13 protein-coding genes are annotated in these 14,474 nt (G+C 69.4%); 12 read left to right on the top strand and 1 reads right to left on the bottom strand.

What is annotated here, in order from left to right:
* The first annotated feature begins 16 nt into the window (after positions 1-16).
* The 8 genes from QZ772_RS17525 to QZ772_RS17560 all read left to right on the top strand — a co-directional run bounded on the left by QZ772_RS17525 (position 17) and on the right by QZ772_RS17560 (position 7,835).
* Entirely contained in the window at positions 17-448 is a 432-nt protein-coding gene (locus QZ772_RS17525; protein WP_295528920.1) for a DUF2147 domain-containing protein, read from the top strand.
* Positions 449-507: 59 nt separating this feature from the next.
* Positions 508-2,919: a 3-hydroxyacyl-CoA dehydrogenase/enoyl-CoA hydratase family protein gene (locus QZ772_RS17530; RefSeq protein WP_295528922.1), complete on the top strand. Its 2,412-nt coding sequence runs from the start codon at positions 508-510 to the stop codon at positions 2,917-2,919.
* Positions 2,920-2,983: 64 nt separating this feature from the next.
* The gene (locus QZ772_RS17535; protein ID WP_295528924.1) at positions 2,984-3,406 is read left to right on the top strand and encodes an endonuclease domain-containing protein; all 423 of its coding nucleotides are present in this window, start codon (positions 2,984-2,986) and stop codon (positions 3,404-3,406) included.
* On the top strand, positions 3,403-4,605 hold the full coding sequence (locus tag QZ772_RS17540) for an acetyl-CoA C-acyltransferase (RefSeq protein WP_295528926.1): 1,203 nt from the start codon (positions 3,403-3,405) through the stop codon (positions 4,603-4,605). The genes QZ772_RS17535 and QZ772_RS17540 overlap by 4 nt, the downstream gene beginning before the upstream one ends.
* Positions 4,606-4,746: 141 nt before the next feature.
* Positions 4,747-5,577, top strand: coding sequence for a thioesterase family protein (locus QZ772_RS17545; RefSeq protein ID WP_295528928.1), 831 nt, complete (start codon positions 4,747-4,749; stop codon positions 5,575-5,577).
* Between the two features lie 49 nt (positions 5,578-5,626).
* Positions 5,627-6,370 (top strand): SDR family oxidoreductase, encoded by a 744-nt coding sequence (locus QZ772_RS17550; protein WP_295528930.1) that lies wholly within the window; start codon positions 5,627-5,629, stop codon positions 6,368-6,370.
* Positions 6,371-6,443: 73 nt separating this feature from the next.
* Positions 6,444-7,046, top strand: a complete 603-nt coding sequence (locus QZ772_RS17555; protein ID WP_295528932.1) for a 2-hydroxychromene-2-carboxylate isomerase — start codon at positions 6,444-6,446, stop codon at positions 7,044-7,046.
* Positions 7,047-7,070: 24 nt separating this feature from the next.
* Entirely contained in the window at positions 7,071-7,835 is a 765-nt protein-coding gene (locus tag QZ772_RS17560; protein WP_295528934.1) for an enoyl-CoA hydratase, read from the top strand.
* A gap of 82 nt (positions 7,836-7,917) precedes the next feature.
* Here the strand turns inward: QZ772_RS17560 and QZ772_RS17565 are convergent, their stop codons facing one another.
* Positions 7,918-8,340: an acyl-CoA thioesterase gene (locus QZ772_RS17565; RefSeq protein WP_017757113.1), complete on the bottom strand. Its 423-nt coding sequence runs from the start codon at positions 8,338-8,340 to the stop codon at positions 7,918-7,920.
* Positions 8,341-8,416: 76 nt separating this feature from the next.
* On the opposite strand from QZ772_RS17565, the gene QZ772_RS17570 reads away from it, so the two are divergent.
* The 4 genes from QZ772_RS17570 to QZ772_RS17585 are packed head-to-tail and all read left to right on the top strand — an operon-like array spanning position 8,417 to position 14,451.
* The gene (locus tag QZ772_RS17570; protein WP_295528937.1) at positions 8,417-10,306 is read left to right on the top strand and encodes an ABC transporter ATP-binding protein/permease; all 1,890 of its coding nucleotides are present in this window, start codon (positions 8,417-8,419) and stop codon (positions 10,304-10,306) included.
* 26 nt (positions 10,307-10,332) lie between these two features.
* Positions 10,333-11,271, top strand: coding sequence for a 2-hydroxyacid dehydrogenase (locus QZ772_RS17575; RefSeq protein WP_295528939.1), 939 nt, complete (start codon positions 10,333-10,335; stop codon positions 11,269-11,271).
* Between the two features lie 56 nt (positions 11,272-11,327).
* Positions 11,328-12,830, top strand: coding sequence for a M81 family metallopeptidase (locus QZ772_RS17580; RefSeq protein ID WP_295528941.1), 1,503 nt, complete (start codon positions 11,328-11,330; stop codon positions 12,828-12,830).
* Positions 12,831-12,858: 28 nt separating this feature from the next.
* Positions 12,859-14,451 (top strand): phage tail sheath C-terminal domain-containing protein, encoded by a 1,593-nt coding sequence (locus QZ772_RS17585; RefSeq protein ID WP_295528942.1) that lies wholly within the window; start codon positions 12,859-12,861, stop codon positions 14,449-14,451.
* The last annotated feature ends 23 nt before the right edge of the window (positions 14,452-14,474 follow it).

A 14,474-nucleotide genomic window follows, 5' to 3' on the forward strand; every position in this document is an offset into this window, starting at 1 on the left:
ACGACCGGAGACCTCCATGCTGCTTCGTGCATCTCTCGCCCTCTCGCTGGTGCTGGCCTCGTCGGCCGCGCTGGCGCAGATGAGCCCCGTGGGCCTGTGGCGCAACGTCGACGACAAGACGGGCGAGACAAAGGCCGAGATCCGCATCACCGACAACGGCGGCCAGCTGTCGGGCCGCATCGAGAAGGTGCTGAAGAAGGAAGGCTCCTCCACCTGTGACCAGTGCACCGACGATCGCAAGGGCCAGCCCATCGTGGGGCTGGAGATCGTGCGCGGCGGCAAGAAGGCCGACGGCAAGGAAGTGTGGGAGGGCGGCAAGATCCTCGATCCCGAGAACGGCAAGGAATACCGCGCCAGCTATACGCCGGTCGATGGCGGCAAGAAGCTGGAAGTGCGTGGCTACCTCGGGCCGTTCTGGCGCACCCAGACCTGGCAGCGGGCGCAGTGAAGGCGCAAGCCGTTTCAACGCCTGGCCAAGACACCCAACGGTCCAAGACACCCAACACCATGTCCAGATTCCAAGTCAAGAAAGTCGCCGTTCTCGGCGCAGGCGTGATGGGCGCGCAGATCGCGGCCCATCTCGTCAACGTGCGCGTGCCGGTCATCCTGTTCGACCTGCCCGCGAAAGAGGGGCCCAAGAGCGGCATCGTGCTCAAGGCCATCGACAACCTCAAGAAGCTCAAGCCCGCCCCGCTGGGCGTGGCCGAGGACGCGGCGCTGATCCAGGCCGCCAACTACGAGGAACACTTGGGCCTGCTGGGCGAATGCGACCTCGTCATCGAGGCCATCGCCGAGCGCATGGACTGGAAGCTCGATCTCTACAAGAAGATCGCGCCCCACGTCGCGCCGCATGCCATCCTGGCCTCCAACACCTCGGGCCTGTCGATCACCAAGCTGGCCGAGGCGGTGCCGGAGAGCATCCGCCCGCGCTTCTGCGGCATCCACTTCTTCAACCCGCCGCGCTACATGACGCTGGTGGAGCTGATCCCCACGCCCACCACCAATGCCCAGGTGCTGGACGACCTGGAAGCCTTCGCCGTCACCGCGCTGGGCAAGGGCGTGGTGCGTGCCAAGGACACGCCCAACTTCATCGCCAACCGCATCGGCATCGCCGGCATGCTGGCGACGATGAAGGAAGTGGAGAAATTCGGACTGTCCTTCGACGTGGTCGATGACCTTACCGGCAAGCGCCTGGGACGCGCCAGCTCGGGCACCTTCCGCACCGCCGACGTGGTGGGCCTGGACACCATGGCCCACGTCGTCAAGACGCTGCAGGACAACCTGAGCGAGGCGACCGACCCGTTCTACCCCAATTTCGCCACGCCGCCGGTGCTGGCCAAGCTGATCGAGCTGGGCCGCCTGGGACAGAAGACCAAGGGCGGCTTCTACAAGAAAGCGGGCCGCGACATCCTGCGCTTCGACCTCGAATCCGGCGACTACGTGCCCGCCGGCCAGAAGGCCGACGAGGTCTACGGCCGCATGCTCAAGAAGCCCGCGGGCCAGCGCTTGAAGCTGCTGCGCGAGAGCGAAGGGCCGCAGGGCCAGTTCCTGTGGGCCATCCTGCGCGACGGCTTCCACTACGCGGCGCTGCACCTGGCCGACATCGCCGAAAGCGCCCGCGACGTGGATCTGGCCATGCGCTGGGGCTTCGGCATGAAGCAGGGCCCCTTCGAGCTGTGGCAGGAGGCCGGCTGGTCGCAGGTCGCGCATTGGATCCAGGAGGACATCGACGCCGGCAAGGCGCTGGCTAAGGCGCCGCTGCCGAAGTGGGTGTTCGAAGGCCCGGTGGCCGAGGCCGGCGGCGTGCACACGCCCGAAGGCTCGTGGAGCGCCGCCGAGCAGCGCTTCGTGCCCGAGCGCCGCCTGCCGGTGCATGCGCGCCAACTCTTCCCCGAGAGCGTGCTCGGCAGCGGCGCCAAGGCCGCCGAAGAGTCCGGCACCACGATCAGCGACGAGGGCGACGTGCGCGTCTGGACGCTGGACCGGCCGGGCTACGAGGGCGTGCTGATCGCCAGCATCCATTCCAAGATGAATGCCATCAGCCCCGACGTGGCCGAGGCGCTGGCCGAGGCCGTGGCGCTTGCCGAGCGCGAGTACCAGGGCCTGGTGATCTGGTCGCCTTCGGACAAGTTCTCCGTCGGCGCCGACCTGCAGGCCATGCTGCCCGCCTTCGTGGTGGCCGGCGTGGGCGCGATCGAAGGGGCCGAGCAGGCGTTGCAGGACGTGATGCTGCGCATCCGTTATGCCAGCGTGCCGGTGGTCTCTGCCGTGCGCGGCATGGCCCTGGGCGGCGGCTGCGAGCTGGCGGTGCACAGCGCCCGCCGCGTGGCCGCGATGGAAAGCTACATCGGTCTGGTCGAAGTGGGCGTGGGCCTGGTGCCCGGTGCCGGCGGCCTGACCTACATCGCCCGCCGCGCGGCCGAGAACGCCGCCGCCTCCACCGGCTCCGACCTGCTGCCCTTCCTCACCGAAGGCTTCACCGCCGCCGCCATGGCCAAGGTGGGCGCCAGCGCGCTGGAGTCGAAGAAGCTGGGCTACCTGGTCGAGGGCGACGTGATCGTCCCGCACAAGGACGAGCTGCTGCACGTGGCCATCGGCCAGGTCAAGGCCATGAGCGACGCCGGCTGGCGCCCGCCACTGAAGAAGCCCTTCCGCGTGGCGGGCCGCAGCGGCGCCGCCACGATCAAGGGCCAGCTGATCAACATGCGCGACGGCGGCTTCATCAGCGCGCACGACTTCCACATTGCCAGCCTGATCGCCCATGTGGTGACCGGCGGCGACGTGGACCCCGGCACCCCGGTGACCGAGGAGTACCTGATGCGCCTGGAGCGCGAAGCCTTCTGCGCGCTGGTGCAGCATCCGAAGACGCAGGAGCGGATCATGGGGATGCTCTCGACGGGCAAGCCGGTCCGCAACTGACCCGCCTTGCTCCTTCCCCCTCTGGGGGAAGGCAGGGATGGGGGCAAGTGCCACAACACCGCTCATGCAGAACCAATCCACCTCCGCCGCTCGCACCCACGCGCGCGCCCTCCGCACCGCGATGACCGACTCCGAGCGTCGCCTGTGGTCGTGCCTGCGCGGCGAGCAGCTGGGTGTGAAGTTCCGGCGGCAGCATCCGCTGGGTCCGTACATCGCGGACTTCGCCTGCCTGGCGCCGAAGCTGATCGTGGAACTCGACGGTTCGCAGCATGCGCAGCAGCGCGCCTACGACGCGGCGCGCGAAGCTTTCTTCGAGGCGCAAGGATTCGCCGTCTTGCGCTTCGCATCCAACGAACCCTTCATCAATCCAGAGGGTGTTCTGCACGCCATTGCCCATCGACTGGCATCGTTGGCGGCGCAGGCGAGCCCCCATCCCAGCCTTCCCCCAACGGGGGAAGGAGCCCAATACCCAGGAGCCCCGGCATGAGCAGCAAGCAAGTTCAAGACGCCTACATCGTCGCCGCCACGCGCACCCCCATCGGCAAGTCGCACCGCGGCTTCTTCCGCAACACTCGGCCCGACGATCTGCTGGCCACGACGCTGAAGGCGGCGCTGGCGCAGGTGCCGCGCCTCGATCCGCAGACCATCGAGGACATCGTCTGCGGCTGCGCCATTCCCGAGGCCCAGCAAGGCCTGAACGTGGCGCGCATCGGCGCCGTGCTGGCGGGCCTGCCCACCAGCGTGGGCGGCATCACCGTCAACCGCTTCTGCGCTTCCGGCCTGTCGGCCGTGCAGATGGCGGCCGACCGCATCCGTGTGGGCGAGGCCGAGGTGATGATCGCCGCTGGCGTCGAGAGCATGAGCATGGTGCCGATGATGGGCAATGCGCCCTCGCTGTCGCCGTCCATCTTCGAGCGCGACGGCGACGTGGGCATCGCCTACGGCATGGGCTTGACGGCCGAGAAGGTGGCGCAGCAATGGAAGGTCAGCCGCGAGGCGCAGGACGCCTTCGCGCTCGAATCGCACCGCCGCGCCGTCGCCGCCCAGCAGGCCGGTGAGTTCGCCGACGAGATCACGCCCATCGAGGTCACCGACCGCGGCTTCGACGCCGCCAGCGGCGAGACCACCGCCAGGACGCGCACCGTCAACCTGGACGAGGGCCCGCGCCCCGACACCAGCCTGGAGGGCCTGGCCAAGCTGCGCACCGTGTTCGCCGCCCGCGGCACGGTGACGGCCGGCAACAGCTCCCAGACCTCGGACGGCGCCGGCGCGCTGATCCTGGCCAGCGAGGCCGCCTGCCAGAAGTACGACCTGCAGCCGCTGGCGCGCTTCGTCAGCTTCGCCAGCAAGGGCGTGCCGCCGGCCATCATGGGCATCGGTCCCATCGAGGCCATCCCAGCCGCGCTGCGCTATGCGGGCCTGAAGCAGGACGACATCGACTGGATCGAGCTGAATGAGGCCTTCGCGGCTCAGTCGCTCGCCGTGATCAACACGTTGGGCCTGGACGTCGCCAAGGTCAACCCGATGGGCGGTGCCATCGCCCTGGGCCACCCGCTGGGCGCGACGGGCGCCATCCGCGCCGCCACGGTCGTGCATGCGCTGCGCCGCAAGCAGCTCAAGTACGGCATGGTGACCATGTGCGTGGGCATGGGGCAGGGCGCGGCGGGCATCTTCGAGCGCGTCTGAGCGCGGGCGGGGCGTGCGCGCTGGCGACCGGAGCAACCTGGCCGGCGCCGCGGCGGTGAGCCCGGCCGCTCCGGGTTCCTCCGGAGGCGCCGCGTCCCGCACACGACTGGACCCCGCAGTCGCTTTATGCACACTGCCGCCATGAACGACCACCCGCTCGATCGTGCCCTCGCGCTGTCGCACAGCGACATCCAGTCCGGGCTCTTCACCGGGGCCACCAGCCCCGACTACTGGAACATGGTGGGGCCCTTCGGCGGCACGACGGCGGCGCTGCTGCTGCAGGCCGTGATGCAGCACCCGGAGCGGCTCGGCGAGCCCATCGCCCTCACCGTCAACTATGCAGCAGCCGTGACCGAAGGCCCGCTGCAGGTGCAGGCGGTGCCGGTGCGCACCAACCGCTCCACCCAGCACTGGACGCTCACGCTCAGCCAGGCCGACGACGAAGGCAAGCCTCAGCTCAACACCACCGCCACGGTGGTCACCGCAGCGCGCCGGCAGACCTGGGGCACGACCGATGTGGCCATGCCCCAGGTGCCTGCCCCCACGCAGGTGCGCGGCATGGGCACCGGCCCCAAAGGCGTGGCCTGGGTCGGCCAGTACGACATGCGGCCCATCAGCGGCGGCATTCCGAGTGAGTGGAACGATGCCGGCGATCACAGCGAGACGCTGATCTGGGTGCGCGACGCCCAGCCGCGCACGCTGGACTTCCCGGCGCTGGCGGCAATGAGCGATGTCTTCTACCCGCGCGTTTGGCTCCGTCGCGCCCGGCCGGTGCCGGCGGGCACCGTGTCCATCACCACCTACTTCCACACCAGCGCGGCCGAGCTGGCGGCCGTGGGCGAAGGCTTCCTGCTGGGTCGCGCGACCGGCCAGCAGTTCCGCAGCGGCTTCTTCGACCAGACCGCCCAGCTCTGGAGCGAGGCCGGGCTGCTGCTCGCCACCAGCCACCAGATGGTCTACTTCAAGGAATGACGCGCATCGTTCCGAGCCTGCGCTTTCCTTTTCATCGCCAGGAGCCACCATGCCCCAGCCCGCTGCCCTGATCGTCGGCGCCGGTGATGCCACCGGCGGTGCCATCGCCCGCGCCTTCGCGCGCGAAGGCTATGCCGCCTGCGTCACCCGCCGCAGCGCCGACAAGCTGTCGCCCCTGGTGGCGCAGATCCAGGCCGACGGCGGTACGGCCCATGCCTTCGGCAGCGATGCGCGCAAGGAGGAGGAGGTCGTCGCCCTGGTCGAGCAGATCGAATCGACCATCGGGCCCATCGAGGTGATGGTGTTCAACATCGGCGCGAACGTGCCCGAGAGCATCCTCACCGAGACGGCGCGCAAGTACTTCAAGGTCTGGGAGATGGCCTGCTTCTCGGGCTTCCTCAATGCCCGCGAGGTCGCCAAGCGCATGGTGGCCCGGCCGCTACCGGCGGGCGGGCAGCGTGGCACCATCCTGTTCACCGGCGCCACCGCCTCGCTGCGTGGCGGCGCCAACTTCGCCGCCTTCTCGGGCGCCAAGATGGCATTGCGCGCGCTGGCCCAGAGCATGGCGCGCGAGCTGGGGCCGCAAGGCATCCACGTGGCCCACACCATCATCGATGGCGCCATCGATACCGAATTCATCCGCAGCAACTTTCCCGAACGCTATGCGCGCAAGGCGGAGGACGGCATCCTGAACCCCGATCACATCGCCGCGGCCTACGTGATGCTGCACCGCCAGCCGCGCGATGCCTGGACCCACGAGCTGGACCTGCGGCCGTGGATCGAGAATTTCTGAGCGCCGGCTGCGCAGCAACCGGGCCGGCCCGGCATCATTGCGGCACCCCCACGAGAACGACTGGAGACTCCCCATGACCGCTCCCGCCCGCGTCGAATGCTTCTTCGACTTCGGCAGCCCGGCCGCCTACCTGGCCTGGATGCAGCTGCCCCATGTGTGCGCCGACACCGGCGCCGAGCTGGTGTGGCGCCCCATGCTGCTGGGCGGCGTGTTCCAGGCCACCGGCAACCGTTCGCCCGCCGAGGTCGAGGCCAAGGGCCGCTACATGCGCGAGGACCTGGCGCGCTTCGCCCGCCGCGCCGGCGTGCCCTTCGAGCACAACCCGCACTTCCCCATCAACACGCTGACGCTGATGCGCGGCGCCACGGCGATGCAGCTGCACCGGCCCGAACGCTTCCAGGGTTATGCGCAGGCCGTGTTCGACGCCATGTGGGCGCAGCCGCGCAACCTGGGCGATGCGGGCGAGCTGACGGCCGTGCTCACCGCCGCCGGCTTCAATGCCGCCGAGTTCATGACGCTGCTGGGCCGCCAGGACGTCAAGGACCAGCTCAAGGCCACCACGCAGGAGGCCGTGGAGCGTGGCGTGTTCGGTGCGCCGACCATGTTCGTCGGCGACCAGATGTTCTGGGGCCAGGACCGGCTGGACTTCGTGCGCGACGCCCTGACCCCCCGTTGATTCTTCTCTTCCCTCACCAACACCATGAGCGACATCCTCGTCCACACCGAAGCGGGTGTGACCACCCTGACCTTCAACCGCGTCGACAAGAAGAACTCCATCACCAGCAGCATGTACGCCGCGCTGGCCGACGCGCTCGATGCCGCGCGCGACGACGCGGCCGCGCGCTGCGTGCTGATCCAGGGCGATGCCACCATCTTCTCGGCCGGCAACGACATCGGCGACTTCCTGAACAAGCCGCCGTCGGGGCAGGACTCGCCCGTGTTCCGCTTCCTGCGCGGCATCGCGGCCTTTCCCAAGCCGGTGGTCGCTGCCGTGTGCGGCCCGGCGGTGGGCATCGGCACCACGCTGCTCTTCCACTGCGATCTGGTCTATGCCGGCGACAACGCGGCCTTCTCGATGCCCTTCGTCAACCTGGGCCTGTGCCCCGAGGCGGCGTCGAGTCTGCTGGTGCCGCAGATGTTCGGCTACCACCGCGCGGCCGAAGCGCTGCTGCTGGGCGAACCCTTCATGGCCGAGGCCGCACTCGAAGTCGGGCTGGTCAACCGCGTGCTGCCGCCGACCGAGTGCAATGCCTATGCGCAGCAGCAGGCCCGCAAGCTGGCGGGCAAGCCGCTGTCGGCGCTGATCGAGACCAAGCGGCTGCTCAAGAAGACCCAAGCCGCCGCCGTGGTCGAACGCATGGACGAAGAGGGCGCGAGCTTCGGCCGCATGCTGCGCGAACCCGCGGCGCGCGAGGCCTTCACGGCCTTCATGGAAAAGCGGCGACCGGACTTCAGCAAGGTCTGACGCCGAGCCGGCCGGCCTGGCTGCCAGCGCGGGGCGCTTGGGGCCAGGGGTGGGCGGGTGAGTGGGCTGGGGTCGACGGCTCTCAGCCCTTGGGCGGCACCACCGGCCGTGGCCGGCCGTTCTCGTCGATGGCCACGTAGGTGAGCGAGGCCTCGGTCACCTTCACATACTCGCCCTGCTGGCGGATGCGCTCGGCGAAGACCTCGACCTTCACCGTGACCGAGGTGCGGCCCACGCGCGTGACGGCCGCATAGAAGGACAGCAGGTCGCCCACGCGCACCGGCTGCTTGAAGATGAATTCGTTGACCGCCACGGTGGCCATGCGACCCTGCGCATAGCGGGCCGGGATCACCGAGCCGGCCAGGTCCACCTGGGCCATGACCCATCCCCCGAAGATGTCGCCGTTGCCATTGGTGTCGGCCGGCATCGGGATCACCTTGAGCACGAGCTCCATATCGGCGGGCAGGCTTTTGAGGACGGCGGGGGCGGCGGTCGGGGCGGTCATTGGACAATCCGGGAAACAACGCCGCGGATTGTCCCGCATGCGACTCGCCCCCGGCCCGTCGCGCCAGAACACCCCCATGAGACCTTCCCACCCCCTGCCGCCCGCTGCCGAGCCGGGCGCTCCTGCGCCCGCGCGCAGCGATGCCGCCACGCTGCGGCGCCTGTTCCCCTACCTGTGGGCCTACAAGTGGCGGGTGCTCGCAGCGCTGCTGTTCATGGTCGGCGCCAAGCTGGCCAATGTGAGCGTGCCGGTGCTGCTCAAGCACCTGGTCGATGCCATGACGCTGCAGCCCGGCGACCCGCGCGCGCTGCTGGTGGTGCCGGCGGCGCTGCTGGTGGGCTACGGACTGCTGCGCTTTTCCACGTCGCTGTTCACCGAGCTGCGCGAACTGGTCTTCGCGCGTGCCACCGAGGGCGCGGCGCGGCGCATCTCGCTGGAGGTGTTCCGCCACCTGCACGGGCTGTCGCTGCGCTTCCACCTGGAGCGCCAGACCGGGGGCATGACGCGCGACATCGAGCGCGGCAGCCAGGCGGTGCATTCGCTCATCTCGTACTCGCTCTACAGCATCGTGCCGACGCTGATCGAGCTGGTGCTGGTGCTCGGCATCCTGGGCGTGCGCTTCGACTGGTGGTTCGTGGCCATCACCGGCACCGCGCTGGTCGTGTACATCGGCTTCACCGTGTGGGTGACCGAATGGCGAACCCAGTTCCGCCGCAGCATGAACGAGCTGGGCGCGCGCGCCCAGAGCCGCGCGGTCGATTCGCTGCTGAACTACGAGACGGTCAAGTACTTCAACAACGAGGGCTTCGAAGCCCGCCGCTACGACGAGCAGCTGGAGCGCTACCGCCGCGCCGCCGTACGCAGCCAGACCACACTGTCGCTGCTCAACACGGGCCAGCAGATGCTGATCGCGATCAGTCTGGTGGCCATGCTGTGGCGCGCCACGCAGGGCGTAGTGGACGGGCGCATGACGCTGGGCGATCTGGTCATGGTCAATGCCTTCATGATCCAGCTGTACATCCCGCTCAACTTCCTGGGCGTGCTCTACCGCGAGATCAAGCAGAGCCTGGTGGACCTGGAGAAGATGTTCGCGCTGCTGGAGCGCGAGCGCGAGGTGGCCGATGCGCCGGGCGCGCGGCCGCTTCGCCATCCGGAAGGCGACGTGCAGTTCGACGACGTGCACTTCGCCTATGAGGCGGCACGGCCCATCCTGCGTGGCCTGAGCTTCACCATCCCGGCCGGCAAAACGGTCGCGGTGGTCGGCCCCTCGGGTGCGGGCAAGTCCACGCTGGCGCGGCTGCTGTACCGCTTCTACGACGTGGATCCTGCCTCGGCCGGCACTGGCGGGGGGGCCATCCGCATCGGCGGGCAGGACATCCGCGAAGTGACCCAGCACAGCCTGCGCGCGGCCATCGGCATCGTGCCGCAGGACACGGTGCTCTTCAACGACACCATCGGCTACAACATCGCCTACGGTCGGCCCGATGCCGGTCAAGAAGAGGTGGAGGCGGCGGCCCGCGCGGCGCGCATCCATGCCTTCATCGCCGCCACGCCCAAGGGCTACGAGACCACGGTGGGCGAGCGCGGCCTCAAGCTCTCCGGCGGCGAGAAGCAGCGCGTGGCCATCGCGCGCACGCTGCTCAAGAACCCGCCCATCCTGATCTTCGACGAGGCCACCTCGGCGCTCGACTCCGCCAACGAGCGCGCCATCCAGGCCGAGCTGGCCAGCGCCGCGCGCGGCAAGACCACGCTGGTGATTGCGCACCGCCTGTCGACGGTGGTGGATGCACACGAGATCCTGGTGCTCGACGCCGGCCAAGTGGTCGAGCGCGGCACGCATGCCGAGCTGCTGGCGCGCGGCGGCGTGTATGCGCGCATGTGGTCGCTGCAGCAGAACGAGCGCCCGGCCGAGGCCTCGCCTGTTCCGTTGATCGCCTCGCCCGGCGGCGCCGCGCAGCCCGCCTGACCCGTTTCTTGCTTCCCTTCGCTTCCATGTCCGCCAAGATCCCTCTTCTCGTCCTCAACCAGCAGACGCCCGCGCATGTGCAGCAGATCGGCGCCGTCTACGACCTCGTCTACGCACCGACGCCGGCAGAGCGTGCCGCCGCAATCGCCAGCCGGGGCCGCGACTTCCGGGCTGTGCTCACCATCGGCACCGTGGGCCTGACGCCCGAGGAGGTCGCGGCGATGCCGGCGCTGGAGCTGGTGTGCTGCATGGGCGTGGGCTACGAGGGCCTGCCGATGGACGCGCTGCGGGCGCGCGGCATCGTCACGGCCAACGGCGCCGGCACCAACGACAGCACGGTGGCCGACCACGCCTTCGGCCTGATCCTGGCCATCGTGCGCCGCATCCCGGAGCGCGACCGGCTGTGCCGCGAGGGCGTGTGGCGCGACGTGCTCACCATGCCGCCGCAGCTCGAAGGCCGGCGCCTGGGCATCTTCGGCATGGGCGCCATCGGCGCCAAGCTGGCGCGCCGCGCCGCCGGCTTCGACATGCCGGTGGGCTACCACAACCGCAAGCCGGTCGAAGGCTCGCCGCACCGCTACTTCGACGACCTGGCCGAGCTCGCGCGCTGGTGCGACGTGCTGGTGTGCGCGGCGCCGGGCGGCGCGGCGACGCGGCACAAGGTGAATGCGCAGGTGCTGCAGGCGCTGGGGCCGCAGGGCTACCTGGTCAACGTGGGCCGCGGCAGCCTGGTCGATACCGAGGCGCTGGCCGAGGCCTTGCGCGGTGAAACCATCGCCGGTGCCGCGCTCGACGTGTACGAGAGCGAACCCAGGCGGCCGGAGCCGCTCATCGGCCTCGCCAACATCGTGTTGTCGCCCCACATGGCCGGCTGGTCGCCCGAGGCCGTGCAATGCAGCGTGGACCGCTTCATGGCCAATGCCGAAGGCCACTTCGCCGGGCGTGGCGTGGTGTCGCCGATCTGAGTGCCTGCCTCGCCGAGCACCGCACCCTGCATCCGATTCCTGCGCAGCACCGCCCCATGAACGTCTTCATCGCCGGCTTCCAGCACGAGACCAACACTTTCGCGCCGACCCAGGCCGACTGGGCTGCCTTCGAGGCGGGCTCCGGCTTTCCGGCCTATCGGCGCGGGCCGGTGGTCATCGAAGCCTACCGCGGCAAGGCCATTCCCATCGGCGGCTTCATCGAGGCGGCCGAGCGCCAGGGCTGGACGCTCACCGCTTCGGGCTGGGCCGGCGCCAATCCCTCGGCCCATGTCACGCGCGAGGCCTTCGAGCGGATCGCCGGCGACATCGATGCCGACCTGCGTGCGGCCCTGGCCGGGCCGGGCGTCGATGCGGTCTACCTCGACCTGCACGGCGCCGCCGTGACCCAGCACCTGGACGACCCGGAGGGCGAGTTGCTGGCGCGCATCCGTGCCGTGGTCGGCCCGCAGGTGCCCATCGTCGCCAGCCTGGATCTGCATGCCAACGTGACCCAGGCCATGCTCACGGTGGCCGATGCGCTGGTGGCCTACCGCACCTATCCGCAGGTGGACATGAAGGACACGGGCGCGCTGGCAGCCATGCTGCTGGCACGTCGCCTGGCCCGCGGCAGCCGCGAGCTGCTGGCCGTGCGCCGGCTCGACTTCCTGCTGCCACTCAATGCGCAGAGCACCATGACCGCGCCGGCCGATGCCGTCTACGAAGAATTGCGGCGCCTGGACGCCGCGCAGGGCACGGTCCTCAGCTTCGCCATGGGCTTTCCGGCGGCGGACATCGACGAATGCGGGCCGGTGATCTGGGCCCATGGCGAGCAGGCCCAGGCGGCCGTCGACGCGCTCTTCGCGCGTGTGGACCAGCCGCGCAGCCAATGGCGGCTGGACCTGAAGACGCCCGAAGCCGCGGTGATCGAGGCCCTGGCGCTGGCCGCGGAGGCCTCGGCACCGGTGGTCATCGCCGATACGCAGGACAACCCTGGCGCCGGTGGCGACAGCAACACCACCGGCATGCTCCATGCGCTGCTGGCCGCGGGCGCAGGCCGGCGCTTTCCGGGGCAGGTGGCGCTGGGCCTGCTGGCCGACCCGGAGGCGGCCGCCGCGGCCCATGCGGCGGGCGAGGGCGCGCAGATCGAGGTGCAACTGGGCCGGCGCGTGCCCACCTGGGGAGGCCAGTTCAGCGATGAGCCGGTGCGCGCGCGGGCCACGGTGCGTGCGCTGCGGGACGGCCATGTGGTCCTCAAGGGGCCGATGGGCATGGGCGGCGAGGTCCGTCTCGGCCCCTGCGCCTGCCTGGAAGTGGAGGGCGTGCTGGTCGGTGTCTGCACGCTCAAGACGCAGATGCTCGACCGCGAGCTCTACCGCTTCCTGGGCATCGAACCCGAGGCGATGAAACTGCTGGTCAACAAGAGTTCGGTGCACTTCCGCGCCGACTTCGCGCCCATCGCCAGCCACATCCTGGTGGCCAAGGCAGCGGGCCCCATGGCGGCCGACCCGGCCGACCTGCCGTGGATCCAACTGCCCGCCGGCATGTCGCTGCGGCCCTGAGTGGCGGGGCGGGCACGGAAAGGCCGAGATGAACCAGATGAAGACCCCCGGCGTTTACATCGTCGAGAAGAATGCCTTTCCGAACGCCGTCGTGGAAGTCGCCACCGCGGTACCGGCCTTCATCGGCTACACCGAGACGGCCGATCACGGCGGGCTGGATCTGCAGGGCAAGCCCTGGCGCATCACCTCGATGGACGAGTTCGAGGCCTGCTTCGGTGGGCCCCCTGAGCCGCGGTTCCGGGTGAAGCGTGTGGCGGATCCAGCGGCCGACCCGCGGACGGCCGTCGACATGGCCCAGCCCCGTCCACAGGTCAGCGAGTTCGTGCACAACGGCCACGCCTATCGGCTCAGCCGCGAGCCGGGCAAGGCCGGCAACCGGTACCTGATGCATGCGGCGATGCGTCACTTCTTCCAGAACGGCGGAGGACCCTGCTACGTGGTGTCCGTCGGCCTTTATGGCGATGCCGCGCGCGCACCTGACATCGAGGCCGGCGACGACCAGCGCGGCCTGATCGGCGGCCTCGCGCCGCTGCGCAAGGAGCAGGAGCCCACCCTGTTGGTGGTGCCCGACGCGGTGTTGCTGTCCAGCGGCGATTGCACCGCGGTCCAGGCGGCCGTACTCAAGCACTGCGGCGGCGACATGCGCAACCGCTTCGCCATCCTGGACGTATGGGGTGGCGACCGTGGACGCGACGATCCGGCGGGCGATTGCATCGAACGCTTCCGCCATGGCATCGGCAGCAACTTTCTCGGCTTCGGTGCAGCCTACTACCCGTGGATGCACACCGCGCTGATGGAGGCCGGCGACTTCCGCTACTGGATGCTGGAGAACGTCGCTGACCTGGCTTTGCTGATCAGCGAAGAGCTGCAGCTGGACCAGGCCGCCGCCGACGACAAGGCTGCAGAGCTGCACAGACGCACGCTCGCGGATATGACGAGGTCGGGCATGGACGCTGTCTCGCAGCGCATGCAGCTGGACAAGTCGCTGCTTGCCATGAGTGAGCTCTACGCCCGGATTCGCGACGAGGCCCTGGTGCAGATGAACCTGATGCCGCCGTCGGCGGCGATGGCAGGGCTTTACACCATGGACGACAACACGCGTGGCGTGTGGAAGGCGCCGGCCAGTCTCTCCATGGCGGGCGTGATCGCGCCGGCGGTCCCGATCTCGACTGACGAGCAGGAGGATCTCAACGTCAGCGCCGACGGCAAGAGCATCAACGCCATCCGCAGCTTCATGGGCGAAGGCGTGCTGGTCTGGGGCGGTCGCACCCTCGACGGGAACAGCCCCGACTGGCGCGACATCAACGTACGCCGCACGATGATCATGATCGAGGAGAGCTGCAGACTCGCCGCCAAGGCCTTCGTGTTCGAGGCCAATGTGCAGGGCACCTGGGCGAAGCTCCAGGCCATGATGACGGACTATCTGACCAGCGTCTGGAAGCGCGGCGGCCTCGCCGGCGCCGTGCCCGGGGACGCCTTCAGCGTGCAGGTGGGCCTGGGGCAGACGATGACGCCCGAGGACATCCTAGAGGGCATCCTGCGCATCACGGTGCGGGTGGCCATCAGCCGGCCGGCGGAGTTCATGGAGATCACCTTCCAGCAGCAGATGCAGAAGTCCTGATCTCTCGCCGCCGTCGATCGCTT

The organism is uncultured Pseudacidovorax sp. (assembly GCF_913773995.1).
Classification (GTDB): Bacteria; Pseudomonadota; Gammaproteobacteria; order Burkholderiales; family Burkholderiaceae_C; genus Xenophilus.